Consider the following 17,846-nt stretch of genomic DNA (forward strand, 5'->3'; position numbering starts at 1 on the left):
AATACAATGGAGAAAAAACAATGGACAGCACTTTCCCTGGAAGTGATGAATGTATCGGAAACTATGGCAGGTTTCGGTACAGCGAAAATGGACTTTACTTATGTTGATGGCAAACTCGTAGACCTCGATGTTTATGATTCCTAGGATTCCTAGGATTCCTAGATGTCTACGGCACTAAAGCCGGAGCAGGCTGATGACCCATACTTAAATATACTTACGTACAGCTAGATAGCCTATCGGTTTCTCAAACGGCAGAAATCGGCATACGAATTGCACATAAAAGGAGGTGAAATATAATGGAGAAAAAACAATGGACAGCACTTTCCCTGGAAGTAATGAATGTATCTGAGACTATGGCAGGTTTCGGCGTAGCGAAAATGGACTTCACTTATGTCGACGGCAAGCTCGTAGACATCGACGTTTATGATTCCTAGGATTTATCGTATGTAACCGATTCACCGGAAGGCGCCGTAAGGATCATAGCGTAAGCTATGCCTTTACGGCGCTTTTTTGCATTTAAAACAACGAAACAGGACTTTACTTATGTTGACGGCAAGATCGTAGACGTAGACGTCTATGATTCCTAGGATTCATCGTATTTAACTGATACAACAAAAAGCGCCATAGAGGATCACAGCGTAAGCTGTGATCCTCTATGGCGCTTTCTGTGTTCTACGTACCACGAGCTGATCAGTTCGTCGAAACAAGGAAGTTATCGAAGACAGCCGTCTGATCGTACGTTCGCAAACCGATGTTCCCGCTGGTCAAGCTGTAGTCGCTAACGCTGATTTTTTTCACGCCGTCCACATAAGCTTTAAATGAGCTTCCATTCATCTCCAGCTTAAGCAGATACCAAGTGCCTGGAGTAGCGATCATACTCGCTTCCCCGATCATGGTCCAACTATTGCCCAGTTTTTTGTAGAGTTGGACTTTATTCAGATCATAATTGATGCGCAGGGTGTACATGAAGGAGAAATCTGAATTTGCCCGGGTAACCAAGCCGGAGGAAGCATTGGCCATATGATTGTCATATGCTTTTAAGGCTACGGTTATGGTAGCGTTGGAGTAGGTCGAACCGATAACGGTTTCGGCAATGCCTGTTCCAGATTGTTTCAACACTTTATTGTCTAGAGGAATGCTGTCGTGACTGACATCATTGGTTAAAAACCAACTGCCGCTCATAGGGGTCCAACTGCCGGAACTATTGTTTTGAAAGCTGTCGCCAAAGTTCTGCGGTTCAAACATGACCGCATCGGCTCTGTTGGAACCGCCTCCAACGGTCGTCAACTTCACATATTCTTCCGGTCCGCCAGCGAAATATACTGTATCAATCAGGCGCCACTGACCGCCCGCTATAGTCGTCTGATTGATGGTTACGGTGTTCGTCACGCCATTATGATAGACCGAATATTGAGCATACTTCGTTGAACCCTGATGGTAAGGATATCGGACATACACATTGTAATATCCCGGCACCTTCAAGTTCGGCCTCCATGTAGCCGTACTTCCAATGGTACTGCTGTAACGGGAACTGCCGCTGTAACTGCCGCCCAGCGTACTAGTCCCCCATGTTCCGGTCTCGGTATAGCCGCTGCTTTCTTCGTCGACGATGGCCCCGTTTTTCGCCTTAATTGGACCGATGATGTTGGAATTCGGGGAATAGGAACCGTGAACATTTTTCGCTCTCACCCTATAGTAATAGCTTGTGCCGTCCTGAGCAGATGCATCGTCGAAAATCGGTACGGTAAACGTATGATGACGCGGCGTGGCAATATCGTCCGTCACATCGCTGCCTACTGCTGTCCATGGACCGGAAGAACTTGTCGAACGTTCAACGTCATAAGCGCTTGCCCCTGAGACACCCATCCAGGAGAGGGTATGAACGGAATCGACAGGGAACATAATTGGCGCATCGGGTGTCGGCCAAGGAGGTACGGCCAGGCCTTTCATCGAATAGGCATACTTGCGCAGCAAGTCGATGGTGGCCGATTCGTTCGCCCAATCGCCGGTTGCGAAACCGGGATAGCGCAAATAGGACCAGTCTCCAACCGGAGGCCAATGCCATCCGCCCATCTTGTGATGGTACATGCTGCCCCAGAACATGGCACCTGATGTTTCATTGTTCTGAACGATGTCCAAAAGCTGTTCGGTTTCCGTGGGGGAGTAGTCGCCGAATTCGCCAATAATCAAAGCTTTTTTTCCTTTTGTTTTATCTCTCCACTCATTGAGTTTCGTAACCGTATCGACATTGTGATATTTGTAAATGTGCGGAACAATAATATCAATATGGTTGTCATTCAGTGCATTGGTCCTTATTCCCTGTGCCCGGACATATCCACCATCGGCTAACAGGTGGTTGGAATCGAGACTCTTTACATACGCGGCCATCTCGCTTACCCAGCTATCCGTGGAGGGAAGTTCGTTCCCCAACTGCCAGGCCAGAATGGATTTATCGTTTTTGTACGGAATACCCGTATACGAATTAGTCCGATTAATCACATATTTAATGAAATTTTTGAAGTCCTGCTTCACGGTAGGATCGCTCCAGAAATCATTCGCCGTTTTCCCGCGGAAAGCCGACCAATCGGCAATCCCTCCGATGTAGTTGTACTTATCCACGAAAGGCACAATAAGCCGAATATTGTACTGATTTGCCAGTTGAACAATTTTATCCAGTAGCTTGAATGCGCTCTCATTATAGTCATTAGGCCCCATCACATGGCGAAAAGTTCCTTGTGGATCGCTGCTCATTTTCACTTCGAACGGATACAAGCGAATGACGTTAATCCCTGAGCTGGCAGCCGCGCGAATCGCATCCTCGATCTCTGACGAACCAGTCCATGTTCTATTCAATAAAGGCTCGTTGGTTCCGATAAAACGAAACGTGTACGCTCCCTCCATCAACGTATCCCCGCTGCGTGTGATATAGTCTGTAAATTCCGCATGTACACGAGCCGGCCATAAATTGAAAAAAGAATCGTACGTAAGCAGCATAACGGCCAAGGTGACGAGTTTCAACCATTTGTTCATGCCATTATTCCTCCTTATTTGCACATGACCATCCATATGAACGACATCTTCGGAACTGGCGGCAGCAAAGGGAGAATCCCCCTTAATATAAGGTATGAAAGCGGATACAAAATCTTGCCTGATTTGATATATCGTTCTGGTAATCATATTCACATAGCGGGCAAGATGTTCTATTCCGAATAGCGAGCGCTTTCGAAACTTGCCGGCGGACCCTAGAATGGGGTGCTTACATGTAAAAACAGGTCCGTTCATGGTGTGATTCACCATTAACGGACCTGTTAGTTAGAGAGTGGTTTATTCTTCTTTGGGTAAAGTTCGGTCACGGAGCACGCGTTCGAGCAAGCTGCGAATCAGCTCCAGATCGTCCCTTTCCAAAGGAACACCATCCCAATGAAGCTGCTCGTAATTCAAATATTCTTTTGCATTATGGTTTAGTTCCGTTGGCGGCTCCGGAAATTCGGTAAGTCCTAGAAGATAATCCGCGGACGTGCGCAGCTTTCGGGAAATCGTCTGAATGGATTCGATTGTCGGCTGCCGGTAACCGGATTCATACCCCGCATACGTGCTCTTTGCAACTCCGACGTAATCGGCCACTTCCTGCATAGTCAATTTCCTCTTTTTACGCGTCTGCTTCAATCGCTTCGCGAACATCTTCTGTCCTCCTCCCGAACACCTATATGTATAGTAGTTCTTTCAGCTAAACCTTATTAGTATCCTTCTAGTAAGCGCAAAGATAATTATAGCATGTTTAACAGCTGTCTGCATCTGATAGAATGATGAAACGGAAGGGGCGAATGATCTAGGACCCTAATGATTTTGCGAGAAAACGGCAATATATGTGACTTCATCGCAGATACTTACTCGGAAGCTAAGAGCATTGCAGAGGAAGCAGAACGCAGGCAGATTCCGGTTTCCGTAAATCAGAACTTCCGAAAGCATCATAAGTTTGATTTTATACGCGGACTCATTCAGGAAGGGATTGTTGGAAAGCTGGAAGGCATTCATTTCTCCTCTCCATTTTACCGTCAGGATAAAGGTTGGAGGGTGAATACCGGTTCTCGGGAGCGAGGGTGTAATATGCTCTAATTCGGATGTGATCGGTTTGTATCGTCTCGATCCCTCAGGCGTCCCGAATTGGAATCCGACGTCTGTTCAAACCTGGCAAGCGGTGATGCCGATAGAGGAAGCCGTGTTTGACGACTTGGACCAACTGCTCGTTTGGATTGAAACGGGAATAGAGGCGGCTAATAGTGCAAGAGATAATCTGCATTCGGTTTCCTTGCTCGATAGCGCCTATATTTCAGCCAAGGAGAATCGGGTAGTCTCGTTGAGTAACGGTTTGTATAACACTTTAGGCTGCCGGAGATTATAACGGCAGCCTTTGTTTATTTCATTTGAATATTCGAATCCATATTATCTTCATCTGTCAAAATGTTTTGGATACGCCAAGGCGATTGCTTAGATTCGCGTTTGAAAATAAACCTATAACCGGTGTTCCGCTCAGCATGGTTTTGTTTATGAATCGTAATTGGCAATCTGATTTCTGCTGACAAGCTCTCATCGAAACCCCCATCATCTGTGTCGCTTGCCCCCTTGTATTTCGACTGTTTTTTTTCTCGAATGGAATCGAGCGACTCCATTTCCTTAACGAAATACGCGAATTTCTCCTTCGAAATGCCTTCTGCAACCTGCTGAAGCAGCCCCTGATCCTGATGGTTCATTATTTCAATGAAGCTTTTAGCTAATACAAGCGGTGATGCGGAATCGAAAAAAGGTTTCAAATTCCCGGCTGCCTTGTGTACCATGATCTGATGCGCCAAATCAGGAAGATCAGATTTGTGGGTACTGCTTAGATAGAAGTGAATGCAGAAATGGCCGGAGAAACCATTCTCCGGAATGCCGTCTCCGCCATGGGGCATCCCGTTCATGGAAGCTGCGATCCAAGCTTCGCCTGCGTGGATGAGCACGGCCTTTCTTTTCCAGCTCCACCTGCCGTGATAGATTTGTTTCATTATGCGGCTGTCATCCTTCGTCAAGGGCTGCACATCTGCATGGTCGCTGCCTGCGCGGCGCTGCACATTGAACGTCAATCCCGTTTCCAGCTCCGTAACGGAAAAGATGCTTTTGTTAGGCAGGATTTGAGTCGACTGCTGCCAGGAAAGGAGCTCTCCGTAATGCTGTGTCCGCAGCGCTTCCGCTAGTCTGATGAGCTTCTCGGTCATTTTTGACGGTAAAATCGTTCTTTCTGTCTTTGTTTCATTCCATAGCTGACCGCTTCGCTCCAAACGGTAATACGTCGCTTCCGGGGCCAGCAGCGTGATGTAAATATCCGAGTAAACATCCACTTCACTGGCAGAAGCCGGAACGATCTTAGCTTGGCGTAGTGCTGCATTCATTTCGCGGCTCTCGATGTGAAGGTCGCTGACGAAGGCGGCTTGCTTTCCGGAACGGACAGTAATAATGAGGCTATTTTGCTGCTGCGCATGGGGGGAGGTTTTCGGTTTTTGGAGTATGGACTGTGCTAGTGCGTCATGCGGCTGTACCGTCAGCAGCGAGATAAGAACCACAGTAAAAACAAATATCGTTTGCCTCCGTATAAAGTTCATTTTCGCTGCCCTCCTCCTACATCATTTTTTTTATTAGGTTCAACCATTTTGCATTTAAATATGTGAAAGCTGCCCATGAATGGATAAACGTAAAATGATTCATACTATCACGGATATACTACCGTTTGGGGGAATAGAGACAATGGGGTTGTATTGGATTTTAGCCATATTGATGATGCTTCAGCAAGAGCATTATCCCGATCCGCTTGTCATTGAGCGAAATGGACAAGTTGTTCTGGAAATGAGCCGGGCTCAGTACAGCGACTCGCGTACCGGCATCCCGTTCATTGTACAGGAAAATTTAAACAAAGGCATGGAGACGATAGACAAGCGGGTACAGAAACCGGCCGTCAACGCGGCTCTGGACGGAAACGGCAGAATTTTGCCTGATCATACGGGAAGCAAGCTTGACCGGAAAACGTTTGAAGAACGATTTTACAGCTTTATTTTTGAAGGCGGGTTTTCGCAGTTGGAGGTTCCGATGCTGACGACCTTTCCAAGGGTTGACGGCGAGCTGCTCTCCACGATAAAAGGAAACAGAATTGGCCAATATGCCACCTATTACAATTCGAATAATAAAAATCGTTCTCATAACGTTAGTTTAGCCGCAAAAGCGATTAATAATTATGTCGTATTTCCGAATGAGAGATTTTCGTTCAATGAAGTTGTGGGAAAGCGGACGAAGGAAACGGGCTATTTGCGTGCCCCCGTTATCGTGAGGGGAGAAATGTCGGAGGATATCGGCGGCGGCATCTGCCAAATTTCATCGACGCTGTTCAATGCGGTAGACCGTGCGGGGCTAAAAATCGTCGAGAGGTACTCTCACAGCCGAAATGTAAAGTATGTACCGCCGGGCCGGGATGCGACGGTCAGCTGGAACGGTCCCGACTTTGTTTTTCAAAACAAATACGACCAGCCGGTTCTAATCCGCGCCTATGCGGGCGGCGGACAGGTCAGCATCGTCATTTGTTCGTCCGACGATATTCAAGCGAAAAAAAGACAAGTGCCGAGCGCTTCGAAGAAGCTGCCTGAAGAGGTGAAGCTGGAAATGGATGCAGGCGGTTCGGAGCCGCGTGCGAATCGCACGGATTAAAGAAGGAGACTGCCGATCGGCAGTCTCCTTTTTTTATTTTTGCGGCCTTCTGAACGATCACAATACTCCTGCATTCTTTCCAGATTAGCTAGTCGCATTTGGTTTTTTATCATTGAAAGCACTTTCTAAAATTGTGCTATAATGAAAAGCGCTTTAACAATCATTTCTATAGAGGAGATGACATCATGTTTAATGTTCTTATTGTTGACGATGAACAAATAGAACGGGAAGGCATAAAAAATTTAATCACTCAGTACAAATTTCCTTTCAATGTGCTGGAAGCTGAGAATGGTCTAGTTGCCGAAGGCATTCTAAATAGGAAATCCATTGATATCCTGATTACGGATGTAAAGATGCCCATGATGAATGGTTTGGAATTAAGCAAGATAGCCAAGAAAACGCAGGAAAATCTGAAAATCGTGATATGCAGCGGTTATGATGAGTTTGAGTATGCAAAAAGTGCGATCAAATTAGGGGTAGTGAACTACTTGTTGAAGCCTTTGGCAGTTGATGAATTCCTGGAGGCGATGGAAGATATTACACAATTCAGTCCCTGTAAGGATAATCCTGAGCATGAAACGCAGGAATCGAAGGTCATCAAGCAAGTGAAGGAAATCGTGAAGGATAATTTTCAGAGAGATCTCTCATTATCGGATGTATCTAAGGAAGTTTACCTTTCTCCGGGTTATTTAAGCATTTTGTTTAAGAAAGAAACAGGTGTGAATTTCTCTAAGTATTTAATCGATTATCGGCTGCGCAAGGCAAACTATATGTTAATCCATTCCAATATGAAAATAAATGATATCGCGGTTTTTGTAGGAATTGAAAATACTTCTTATTTCTGCAGATTATTTAAAGCCAAATATAATGTCAGCCCATTACAATATAGAGAGAGCGGTATCGCAAATGATCAATCTGATAAAGAAAAAGTTCAATGATATCAGATTCCGCAACAAGTTATTGCTTTCTCACCTTATTATCGCTTTGATTCCTATTATTTTATTGGGTCTATTTTCCTTTATTCAATCGTATAGAACACAGATCAAAGAGTTGAAAAGCGAAGCGGCTTCAAGCTTAAACCAGATTTCCAACATCCTTGATTATAAAATTAACCGATATAATACGCTGTGCGAATTCATGGTGCTCAATCGAGAGTTTTCGAATGTATTTATCAATAATTACGAAGAGAATTATTTTGCTATGTACCTCGATTTCAGGGACAAGGTGGATCCCATGATTTCGCATATCAAATTAATGGATGATGATATCGAAGGAATCACTTTTTATACGACGGGAGATTTATTAGGCATCCGCGAAAATATTTTGCCGCTTAGCGAGTTGAAAAATAAGCCCTGGTTTGACGGGTTTAGAGGAAGACATTGGGTCGTCTATGAAGAAAATGTTTACTTGGTCCAAGAGCTGATCAGTAATTTCAAAGACAGCAATTTTATGGTGATTTCAATTAACTATGATAGTATTTTTTCAGATTTGGATAAGCTGTCGGAATATATTTTCGTACATATTGAGAATGATAAAGAGCAAATTGTTTTTAGTGAAAAAAAACCAGGGGAACTCTCATCTTCGGACGTTTTATCTGATTACCCGTTGGAAATAAGCGGTAATTTGAAAAATATCGAGTGGACGATCCATTATTATCTCTCGAACGCTAACGCTTATATTAATGCATTCGCGATTTTTAAAATTACCGTATTTGTTATTTTGCTCAGTCTAATCATCACCTTCTTTCTTATCTACGTCTTTTCAAACAATTTCACGAGACGTATTATCCATTTGAAGAATAAAGTAGATAAAGTGGAACAAAACAATCTAGACGTGATTATTCAAAGTGCGTCCAAAGATGAATTTGGCGGACTCACGAATGGAATCGGAAAAATGCTGGAGCGGATTAACAGTCTTATTTTCCAAGTGTACCAGGCTGAAATCGCTAAGAAGGAAAGTGATTATAACAAGCTCATAAGCCAGATCAACCCTCACTTTTTATATAATACCCTCTCTTTTATTCATTGGCGGGCGTTAAAAAAGAAAGATATAGAAACGAGTTATATGGTCACCACGTTGGCGAAGTTCTATCGATCAACCTTAAATAAAGGCAGAAATATGGTTACGATTGAAAACGAGATTAAGCATATTCAAGCTTATCTGGATTTGCAGTACATCATGAATGATGGCACATTTGAAGTGGACTACAGAATAGACGAATCTATTCTAAATCAATCGATCATTCATTTCATATTGCAGCCTATCGTGGAAAATGCCATTATACACGGATTCGCCGAACCGAATACGCAAGGCAATCAGATTATCATTTCCGTGTATCCCGAGAATGAGGAGATCAAATTGATTGTCAGCGATAATGGCGTGGGCATGTCCCTGCAGCAACAAAAGCAGCAATTAACAGCGGATAGCAGCGGCTGCGGCGTAAGGAATGTCAATGACCGTATCAAGCTGTATTATGGCAACGAATACGGGATGGAAATCGAAAGTGAGCCCGATAGGGGAACAACGGTTACACTAACGATTCCGCTTTCTTGATGTAGGAGTGTGCTCATCCTGAAAACCGAGGTACTTCGTGTACAGCGGTTTTTTTGCATTGTCCATAAAGGAAGACGGAACACTAGAAAGTGCTACAGAAAAGAAAAATGTTGCATATACGCTATTCGTGATAGCGCATACAATTTAAATATAAATAAGCAAAGGAGCTAATGAAAAAAATGGGGAAAAGCAGGAAATTCGCAGTGTTATTGATAACTTGCATTAGTTTGCTAGTGGCCAGCGGTTGTAATAGTGGAAAAAATGGTGGCAATGAAACAGCAAATCCGGTCAATGAAAGTGATTATAATCCTTACGGGAAATATGAAACGCCTGTCGAATTTACGATTGGCCGACATACAAATCATGTGAATAATTTGCCGGAAGGGGATACCATCGAGAATAACCTAGCTACACGATATGTGGAAAGCAGGGTGAATGTAAAAGCGAAGGTCGCCTGGGAGACAGATGATATGGGTCAGAAATTATCCCTTTCGATGACTACCGGTGATTTGCCTGATGTCATGCTGGTCAACCGGGAAATTTTCAATCAATTGGTAGATAATGATCTGATTGCCGATTTGACTGAGGTCTATGAAAAAACAGCATCCGATGGAATTAAGAAAATTTATGATTCTTATAGCAGCTTATTATTGGATCAAGTGAAGGTCGACGGCAAAATCATGGGACTTCCAATGACGAATATTGGGAATCAGCATCAACTATTGTGGGTGAGAAAAGATTGGGTTGATAAAGTTGGAGCTGAAATACCGAAAAGCTTGGATGATGTCTGGAATTTGGCAAAAACCTTTGTAGAAAAAGATGCTTCCGGAACGGGGAAAACGGTAGGATTTGTGATGGATCAGAATGCCATGAATTTTTCGCCTGTTTTTGCAGCACATCAAGCATTTCCTGCGCAATGGATTACGGATAAAGAGGGACAAGTCGTATACGGGTCAGTTCAGCCGGAAATGAAAGAAGCATTGGCAGATTTGAGCGAGCATTACAAAGAAGGAATTATAGATAAACAATTTGCAGTAAGATCGAATGAAGAAAAAGAAGCACTGGTGATTAACGGTCAGGTAGGCATGCTATTTAATCCTTGGTGGATCGGATATACAAACTATAAGGATTCCATTAAAAAAGATCCGAATGCCGAGTGGGTAGCGGTTTCTGCTCCAGTAGATGCCGATGGGAAATTTAAAACGATTCGCCAAGACCCAATCGGCGGCGGGATCGTCGTCGTGAAAAAAGGATTTAAGCATCCGGAAGCGATTATGAAATCGATAAATTTAACAACAGACTTCTTATATTCCATGACCGATGATGCCGTGCAATACAAAAAAGAGCATTCGGATGAATTGTTAACAGATGCAAGTAGATGGAATAACGATCCCACTCAAATTCCAATGCAAGTCGATTATGACGATGTATTAAAGCGTTACTACGAAGACATTATGGAAACAGATAAATCTGGAGATGAATCCGCGATCCAGGAAGATCGGATTGTGTCCTATCGTGCTTATCAGGAGTTTAAAGAAAAAGGAAATAGTATTGATGTCAATACGTATGGCGAATATTTATCCCGAATTGAAGGCCAGCGAGAAGCGAATAACGAGAACCTTGAAGTGATTCCTGGCGGTTTTTATGGAACAACCGAAACGATGAAGATGAAGTGGGCTAATTTAAAAAAAATGGAAGAAGAAGTGATTCTGAAAATTATTATGGGTGAAGCGAAGATAGAAGAGTTTGATAAGTTTGTCGATACGTGGCATCGCACAGGCGGAGATGAAATTACCAAAGAGATAAATCAATAGGAATCAGCATCAGGTGGAGTCATCCTCCACCTGAACATTTTCGTTTAGCTGAAGCGAGCGAGTTCACTAATTTAGGTATGAGGATGTGATGCGAAAATGGCGCAAGTGGATATGAGTGTAACCAGAGAGGGAAAGACCCTCCATAACACACCTAAAAAACGGAACTGGTCTAACGGTATCGTTTATCATTTCATGCTGTTGCCCGGAATGATCATGCTGTTTATTTTTTCGATTGTTCCCATGTTTGGAGCCGTGATGGCCTTTCAAAGATTCATCCCTGCAAAAGGGATAGGGGGTTCCGATTGGGTAGGCCTTGCCAATTTCACTTATATGTTTCAACTGCCGGACAGCAAGCAAATCTTCGTGAATACGATTGTCATAGCGCTAGGAAAAATTTTACTCGGCTTACTGGTGCCTATTTTTTTTGCCCTGTTATTGAATGAAGTAAGGCTTAAAGTTTTCAAGAGTACGGTTCAAACCATTGTATATTTGCCGCATTTTATGTCATGGGTTGTCTTAGGCAGCATGCTTTCCATGATCTTTTCATACGACGGCATGGTAAACGGTTTGCTTGAATTTTTGGGTCTGGAACCAGTTATGTTTTTGGCAAGCAATACCTGGTTTAGACCACTGCTTATTTTAACGGATACTTGGAAGGAGTTTGGCTACGGGACCATTATTTATTTGGCAGCCTTGACAGCAATTAATCCGGCATTATATGAATCGGCTGCACTTGACGGCGCTAATCGCTGGAGACAGATAAGAAGCATAACGCTGCCAGGTATCTTTCCAACAATCGTTTTGCTAGGCACTTTGAGTCTGGGAAATGTATTGAATGCAGGGTTTGACCAGGTATTCAATCTATATAATCCGTTGGTATATGGAACAGGGGATATCATCGATACCTTTGTTTACCGTATGGGTCTGATCAACATGCAGTATTCGTTTGCTACAGCCATTGGATTAATGAAATCTGTCATCAGTTTTATTTTAATTATTCTCTCCTACAAGTTAGCTGCAAAATATGCCGGGTATAAGATTTTTTAGGAGGTAAACATGGTACAATCCAAAGCCCTGGGGTCCAGGTTTGTAAATATATCGATCATAACGGCACTCTTGCTGATCACTTTTCTTTCAATCGTTCCAATGGTAAATACCATCGTTATTTCAATTAGCAGCAGTACAGCCGTGAATGCAGGAGAGGTTTATTTTCTCCCCGTAGATATTAATTTCTCCTCCTACGAAAAGATATTAAATGATTCGAAATTTTGGAAGGCATTTCTCGTCTCGGTGGAGCGGGTGGTTCTTGGAGTCAGCCTGAATATGATTCTGACCATATTAATGGCATACCCGCTGTCTAGAAGTATCAAGCAGTTTAAGTCCAGAAACGTTTATATGTGGGTTATCATATTTACGATGTTATTTAGCGGCGGCATTGTCCCTTGGTTTATGGTCATTAGCAATCTGGGGCTGATCAATTCCATCTGGGCTCTTGTATTACCCGGTGCAGTCCCCGTATTTAATGTCATATTGCTGATGAATTTCTTTAAAGGCATTCCAAAGGAACTGGAAGAAGCCGCATTTATGGATGGAGCGGGCCCGCTAAAAATATTAACTCATATTTATCTTCCTGTTTCATTGCCAAGCTTAGCTACCATTGCCTTATTTTCCATTGTAGGCCATTGGAATAATTTCTTTGACGGAATTGTTTTAATCAATGACAGTACGAAAATTCCTTTGCAGACCTATCTTCAGCAGCTCAGCCTGACGCGTGACCAAATACAAAATCTTACGGTCGAGCAGCTTAAGGAGTTTAATAAGGTATCTAATGTCACCTTGAACTCGGCAAAAATTCTGGTGTCTATGATTCCTATTTTATTAATCTATCCCTTCCTTCAGCGCTATCTTATTCACGGAATCGTCTTAGGATCGGTAAAGGAATAGTTAAAAACGATGTTATAAAAACCATCAATCACATTTAGGAGAATGATAATGCATAACAATACGGAAGAAAAAATCATTCAATACGTTAGCGAAAGAATGTCCGACCGGCCTAAAATCATTCAGATGTTCAAAAGCTGCTATCAGAATACGCTGGAAACAACCATTCGCCGGCATGAAGAGGATGGAACAGTATTCATGCTGACTGGAGATATTCCGGCCATGTGGCTGAGAGATTCTGTGAATCAACTCAGGCCTTATTTAATGCTGGCAGCACAGGATACCGACCTGAAGAAAATAATCGAAGGGGTATTAAAAACACAATACCAATCCATTTTAAGAGATCCATATGCCAATGCATTTAATGAATATGATAATGGCAAAGGACACCAAAATGATAAGACTGAAATGTCAGGATGGATCTGGGAAAGAAAATATGAAATCGATTCCTTGTGTTATCCCATTCAATTAGCCTATTTATATTGGAAAAACACAGGCGAAACGGGACACTTTACTCCCGATTTTGAAAAAGCGGTTCGGTTAGTTTTGAAAGTCTGGCGGACCGAGCAATATCACATGGAACAATCAACCTACACCTTTGAACGAGAAAATTGCCCTGCCACAGACACTTTGGATAGAAATGGAAAAGGCAGTGAAGTGGCTTATACAGGGATGACCTGGTCGGGCTTCCGGCCAAGCGATGATGCCTGCACGTATGGTTATTTGGTGCCTTCGAATATGTTCGCCGTGGTGGTTTTGAAGTACTTGGAGGAAATTAATGATTTGTTCATTCATGATCAGAGCCTGGGTCGAGAGGTCATGTCCATTCGGCATGATATCGAGCAAGGCATTGAACGATTCGCAGTCGTTAATGATGAAGAATTCGGTCCGGTTTATGCCTACGAGGTCGATGGATTAGGACAGGTCAACATCATGGACGATGCGAATGTACCAAGTTTGCTTTCGCTCCCCTATCTTGATTACTGCAAAAAAGACGATTCGATTTATCTAAATACAAGAAAGATGATTCTTAGCCAAAGAAACCCTTATTATTATGAAGGCAAATATGCCAAAGGGATCGGAAGCCCTCATACACCTGAGCATTACATCTGGCATATCGCTCTATCCATTCAAGGAATGACCGCTATCGATGAATCGGAGCGGAACGAAATACTGGATATGTTTGAACGTACAGACGCGGGCACGGGTTTGGTTCATGAAGGATTTCATAAAGACAATCCGGGCGAATTTACCAGAGAATGGTTTTCTTGGTCCAATGCCATGTTTGTTGAATTTATATTAAGCGTATGCGGACTGGAAATCAGAAAGTCCTAGTCAAATGATATATCAATATACCATTTGACTTTCAAATTGTATATTGACATTAGATTAGTATGGATATTATAGTATTAATGAAAGCGCTTTATAAAATAAAACCCATATTGAAATGGAGGTAATATTACGATTATGGCACCGAAAAAAACGAAACCGTCTGCGTTATTCGTGTTATCTTTGGCATTTTTCTTAATTTTCGCTTCAATGTCTGCCTTTGGAAGTACAAAAGCATATGCATTTACTTCTTCCGATGCGGACACTGCTATGGAGGCATTTAACGCAAAGTTTTGGGATAGCGAATCAAAGTATTTTTGGACGAATACCAACCATGGCGACAGCTATCAAGGCTTCTGGGTGGAAGCAGAGCTTTGGGAGATGGTAATGGATGCGTATATTCATACTTCTAATCCTACCTTGAAAGCAAAGCTTAGAACTCAGATTGACGATATATTCGATGGTACAGCAGCTAAGTATGGAGATGACTGGACAAACAATCATTTCAATGATGACATCATGTGGTGGGCAATGGCGTCCGCAAGAGCCTATGAAATAACTAAAGATCAAAAATATTTGGATAAGGCTAAATATTATTTTGATTTTGTATACGATACGCAATGGGATGACAACTTTGCAAACGGCGGCATCTGGTGGATGAACAGCGAGCATAACACAAAAAATTCCTGCATTAATTTCCCTGCGGCACAAGCAGCTGTTTTTATTTATAACATTACTGGGGATGATCATTATCTAGATGCCGCTACCCGTATCTACAAATGGGGCAAGACGATGCTTACGGATGGCAATGGCAAAGTATTTGACCGCATAGAGCTTGAAAGAGGGGCTGTCCCTGATGCAACGCATTATAACCAGGGCACTTTCATTGGCGCAGCAGTAGGATTGTATCAAATAACAGGAAGTACCGTTTATCTTGATGATGCAGTGAAAGCCGCTAATTTCACCAAAAACCATTTAGTTGATGCAAACCAGTTGTTGAACTTTGAAGGGCCGAATGGGGATTTAAAGGGCGGTAAAACGATACTGATCCGTAATATGGCCTATCTTCAAGATGCTTTAAAAGAGAGAAGCGAAGGTGCATACAAGCAGGTTAGTGAACAATTAAACTACTGGCTTGCCTTCAATGCGCAAATGGCATGGAACCATAGAAATGCTGACAATATCATGGATGGAAACTGGGCAGGGCAGCTGCATGCCGGAACCTATGATTCTTGGTCATCATCCAGTGCTGTTGAAGCGCTGACTGTTTTAGAATCACAAGATGTGACTATCCAATATGCGGTTAAAGATCCTTACCAAAAAATCGAAGCGGAAAAGTATAATATCGGTACGGGATTCGTTATGGAGGACAGCACGGAGGGATCCAAGCAATTGGGAGGAATTCAGCCCGGAATGTATGCGGCATATAAAAATGTGGATTTTGGATCCACCGGCGCAGTTGGATTTATTGCTAGAGCTGCAAGCGGAACTGGCGGGGGCAATATCGAAGTAAGGCTCGATTCCCTGGATGGCCCTAAAGTCGGCACCTTGAACGTACAAGGAACAGGCGGATGGAATAATTATACGGATGCCGTTACGGTTCTTAAGGATGATCAAGGAAATCCAATTACTATAACAGGAATACATGATGTATATCTGTCCTTCGCAAAAACAAACGATCAATATTTATTTAACGTAAACTGGTTTAAATTCACCACAACCGATCCAACAAAAACAGATGCATACACAAGACTTAAGGCAGGAAACTTTGACAGCAGTTCAGGTCTGAGTAAAAATGCGGACGGCGGATTTTTAGAAGGCATTCATAACAACGCTTATGCCTCTTATAAAGGAATTGACTTTGGAACAGGCGCCGCTGGTGTTACCGTTCATGTAACAAGCGGTAATCAAGGCGGCACGATTGAAGTTAAGCTGGACAGTCTGGACGGACCGACTGTAGGCGTAATTGGGATTCCGGCTTTAGGCGATTCGGATAACTGGGTGGACATCATGTCTAATATAGATGATACCAAAGCAGCAGGTATTCATGATCTATATCTCGTTTTCCATGGAACAAATGAAAGCGACTTCCCTATTCATTTGGATTGGTTCACTTTTTCAACAGTGAAAGGGCAAGCAAAGGACGCTTATGGCAAACTCGAGGCTGAAAATAATACGAGCGGTGTAGGAGTCGGTACGGAAAATGGCGGTGGCCAAACCTACCTGGCGGGAATATATGGTCCTAATCAACCATATGCCATGTATAATTATATTGACTTTGGAAGCACAAGCCCATCTAAATTTACCGTTAATGCAGCATCAGACACAGGCGGAGGAACGATTGAAGCAAGAATTGACAGCATGAATGGCCCTGTTATAGCCACAAGTACGGTTTCAGGAACAGGCGGTTGGCAGAACTTCAAGGTTGTCTCTGCGGATGTTACAGCTCCTGTAACGGGAAAACATATTGTTTTCTTATTATTTAAAGGAGAAGACTGGTTATATAACTTTGATAAATTCACTTTCGGTGATCCTGCCGTATTTACAGCGCCAACTCTCCCGCCTGTACCTGAAGAGGACCATGTTGCTCCGGGAGAGGTGGAAAATGTTCAAATCATTCGTGGCGATGACAATATGAAATTGTATTGGGACGGTCCATATGATATCGATGGTCAAAAGGTGCAAATCTCTTTATTAAACAATGGACAACAGGTTGGAGACGTAATAGAAGTTAATAGAGGCATACAAACGGCTGCTATATCAGGAATTGAAAGGGATACAAGCTACACCATCTTAATAAAAACTGTAGATAAGTCAGGAAATGTTTCACAGGGAATATTGATTAATGATAAGGATTTACCTTCATTTTCACTTTCTGCAAACGACAAGGTTTTAAAAGAGGGTGAATCTTTTGAAGATTACATGGCTTTAAACTTTAAAATAAGCGGCAGCTTAGCGGCTATAAAATCCGCAATAATCACGATTGACGGTAAACAATATACGAATAATCCTCAGATAAAGGACAGTATAGCCATCGATATGGCCGGAAATTTAGGCGATAAGACGGCTGCTGTTGCAATGGAGGATTACTCAGGCAACATGCTTCAGCAAACATTTAAATTTAATGTTGCAGCTAGCGTAAATTCCATGAAACAATTAATAACCCGTTTCAAGGATGCAGGAGAAATAAGCGGAGCGATGATACCGCAGCTTACCAATGCTCTTGCTCAGGTTCAACATCAACTTGATAATGGGAAACGGAATAATGCGATTAAACATATGAAGGATTTTATTAAGCACTTAAATAATAAAGCTTTAAGTCATAACGTTAAAGACGGTGCCAAAGCGATTCTGATTTCGGATGCTCAATCACTAATTGATAGTTGGCAAAATAGCAGTTCAGAATAGATCAAATCTTATGAAACAACCTCACGGTTTTAATTAACTGTGAGGTTGTTTCATGCTTGCTGAAGGTCGATT

14 protein-coding genes are annotated in these 17,846 nt (G+C 42.7%); 11 read left to right on the forward strand and 3 right to left on the reverse strand.

Annotated elements, in window-relative coordinates; translation table 11 throughout:
- Positions 1–6: 6 nt before the first annotated feature.
- Together MRBLPE1_RS13725 and MRBLPE1_RS13730 are read left to right on the forward strand one after the other, a co-directional pair.
- Positions 7–144 (forward strand): paeninodin family lasso peptide, encoded by a 138-nt coding sequence (locus MRBLPE1_RS13725; RefSeq protein WP_364146104.1) that lies wholly within the window; start codon positions 7–9, stop codon positions 142–144.
- 152 nt (positions 145–296) lie between these two features.
- Complete coding sequence (locus MRBLPE1_RS13730; protein WP_364146105.1) at positions 297–434, forward strand: paeninodin family lasso peptide; 138 nt, start codon at positions 297–299, stop codon at positions 432–434.
- A 256-nt stretch (positions 435–690) separates the two neighbouring features.
- On the opposite strand, the gene MRBLPE1_RS13735 is transcribed toward MRBLPE1_RS13730, so the two are convergent.
- Positions 691–3,030, reverse strand: coding sequence for a family 16 glycoside hydrolase (locus tag MRBLPE1_RS13735; protein ID WP_364146106.1), 2,340 nt, complete (start codon positions 3,028–3,030; stop codon positions 691–693).
- Between the two features lie 294 nt (positions 3,031–3,324).
- The gene (locus tag MRBLPE1_RS13740; protein WP_364146108.1) at positions 3,325–3,681 is read right to left on the reverse strand and encodes a helix-turn-helix domain-containing protein; all 357 of its coding nucleotides are present in this window, start codon (positions 3,679–3,681) and stop codon (positions 3,325–3,327) included.
- A 451-nt stretch (positions 3,682–4,132) separates the two neighbouring features.
- Between MRBLPE1_RS13740 and MRBLPE1_RS13745 the strand changes: the two genes are divergently transcribed.
- Entirely contained in the window at positions 4,133–4,402 is a 270-nt protein-coding gene (locus tag MRBLPE1_RS13745) for a hypothetical protein (RefSeq protein WP_364146110.1), read from the forward strand.
- Between the two features lie 13 nt (positions 4,403–4,415).
- Here the strand turns inward: MRBLPE1_RS13745 and MRBLPE1_RS13750 are convergent, their stop codons facing one another.
- The gene (locus MRBLPE1_RS13750) at positions 4,416–5,636 is read right to left on the reverse strand and encodes a hypothetical protein (protein WP_364146112.1); all 1,221 of its coding nucleotides are present in this window, start codon (positions 5,634–5,636) and stop codon (positions 4,416–4,418) included.
- Between the two features lie 142 nt (positions 5,637–5,778).
- On the opposite strand from MRBLPE1_RS13750, the gene MRBLPE1_RS13755 reads away from it, so the two are divergent.
- The 8 genes from MRBLPE1_RS13755 to MRBLPE1_RS13790 all read left to right on the forward strand — a co-directional run bounded on the left by MRBLPE1_RS13755 (position 5,779) and on the right by MRBLPE1_RS13790 (position 17,774).
- On the forward strand, positions 5,779–6,729 hold the full coding sequence (locus MRBLPE1_RS13755) for a VanW family protein (protein WP_364146113.1): 951 nt from the start codon (positions 5,779–5,781) through the stop codon (positions 6,727–6,729).
- Between the two features lie 185 nt (positions 6,730–6,914).
- A complete protein-coding gene (locus MRBLPE1_RS13760) occupies positions 6,915–7,667 on the forward strand; it encodes a response regulator transcription factor (protein ID WP_364146115.1) in 753 nt (250 codons plus the stop codon).
- Positions 7,636–9,282, forward strand: coding sequence for a sensor histidine kinase (locus MRBLPE1_RS13765; RefSeq protein WP_364146117.1), 1,647 nt, complete (start codon positions 7,636–7,638; stop codon positions 9,280–9,282). The genes MRBLPE1_RS13760 and MRBLPE1_RS13765 overlap by 32 nt, the downstream gene beginning before the upstream one ends.
- A gap of 179 nt (positions 9,283–9,461) precedes the next feature.
- Entirely contained in the window at positions 9,462–11,096 is a 1,635-nt protein-coding gene (locus MRBLPE1_RS13770; protein WP_364146119.1) for an extracellular solute-binding protein, read from the forward strand.
- Positions 11,097–11,192: 96 nt separating this feature from the next.
- Complete coding sequence (locus MRBLPE1_RS13775; protein ID WP_414698870.1) at positions 11,193–12,143, forward strand: ABC transporter permease; 951 nt, start codon at positions 11,193–11,195, stop codon at positions 12,141–12,143.
- Positions 12,144–12,152: 9 nt separating this feature from the next.
- Entirely contained in the window at positions 12,153–13,040 is an 888-nt protein-coding gene (locus MRBLPE1_RS13780; protein WP_364146121.1) for a carbohydrate ABC transporter permease, read from the forward strand.
- A 48-nt stretch (positions 13,041–13,088) separates the two neighbouring features.
- Positions 13,089–14,372, forward strand: coding sequence for a glycoside hydrolase family 125 protein (locus tag MRBLPE1_RS13785; RefSeq protein ID WP_364146122.1), 1,284 nt, complete (start codon positions 13,089–13,091; stop codon positions 14,370–14,372).
- 132 nt (positions 14,373–14,504) lie between these two features.
- A complete protein-coding gene (locus MRBLPE1_RS13790) occupies positions 14,505–17,774 on the forward strand; it encodes a carbohydrate-binding protein (protein ID WP_364146124.1) in 3,270 nt (1,089 codons plus the stop codon).
- Positions 17,775–17,846 lie beyond the last annotated feature (72 nt).

The organism is Paenibacillus sp. LPE1-1-1.1 (assembly GCF_040676435.1).
Taxonomy (GTDB): domain Bacteria; phylum Bacillota; class Bacilli; order Paenibacillales; family Paenibacillaceae; genus Pristimantibacillus.

What these genes read in the sequence shown, in the direction of transcription:
- MRBLPE1_RS13725 (WP_364146104.1), top strand. Translation starts at nt 7, where the DNA reads ATGGAGAAAAAACAATGGACAGCACTTTCCCTGGAAGTGATGAATGTA.
- MRBLPE1_RS13730 (WP_364146105.1), top strand. Translation starts at nt 297, where the DNA reads ATGGAGAAAAAACAATGGACAGCACTTTCCCTGGAAGTAATGAATGTA.
- MRBLPE1_RS13735 (WP_364146106.1), bottom strand. Translation starts at nt 3,030, where the DNA reads ATGAACAAATGGTTGAAACTCGTCACCTTGGCCGTTATGCTGCTTACG.
- MRBLPE1_RS13740 (WP_364146108.1), bottom strand. Translation starts at nt 3,681, where the DNA reads ATGTTCGCGAAGCGATTGAAGCAGACGCGTAAAAAGAGGAAATTGACT.
- MRBLPE1_RS13750 (WP_364146112.1), bottom strand. Translation starts at nt 5,636, where the DNA reads ATGAACTTTATACGGAGGCAAACGATATTTGTTTTTACTGTGGTTCTT.
- MRBLPE1_RS13755 (WP_364146113.1), top strand. Translation starts at nt 5,779, where the DNA reads ATGGGGTTGTATTGGATTTTAGCCATATTGATGATGCTTCAGCAAGAG.
- MRBLPE1_RS13760 (WP_364146115.1), top strand. Translation starts at nt 6,915, where the DNA reads ATGTTTAATGTTCTTATTGTTGACGATGAACAAATAGAACGGGAAGGC.
- MRBLPE1_RS13765 (WP_364146117.1), top strand. Translation starts at nt 7,636, where the DNA reads ATGATCAATCTGATAAAGAAAAAGTTCAATGATATCAGATTCCGCAAC.
- MRBLPE1_RS13770 (WP_364146119.1), top strand. Translation starts at nt 9,462, where the DNA reads ATGGGGAAAAGCAGGAAATTCGCAGTGTTATTGATAACTTGCATTAGT.
- MRBLPE1_RS13775 (WP_414698870.1), top strand. Translation starts at nt 11,193, where the DNA reads ATGGCGCAAGTGGATATGAGTGTAACCAGAGAGGGAAAGACCCTCCAT.
- MRBLPE1_RS13780 (WP_364146121.1), top strand. Translation starts at nt 12,153, where the DNA reads ATGGTACAATCCAAAGCCCTGGGGTCCAGGTTTGTAAATATATCGATC.
- MRBLPE1_RS13785 (WP_364146122.1), top strand. Translation starts at nt 13,089, where the DNA reads ATGCATAACAATACGGAAGAAAAAATCATTCAATACGTTAGCGAAAGA.
- MRBLPE1_RS13790 (WP_364146124.1), top strand. Translation starts at nt 14,505, where the DNA reads ATGGCACCGAAAAAAACGAAACCGTCTGCGTTATTCGTGTTATCTTTG.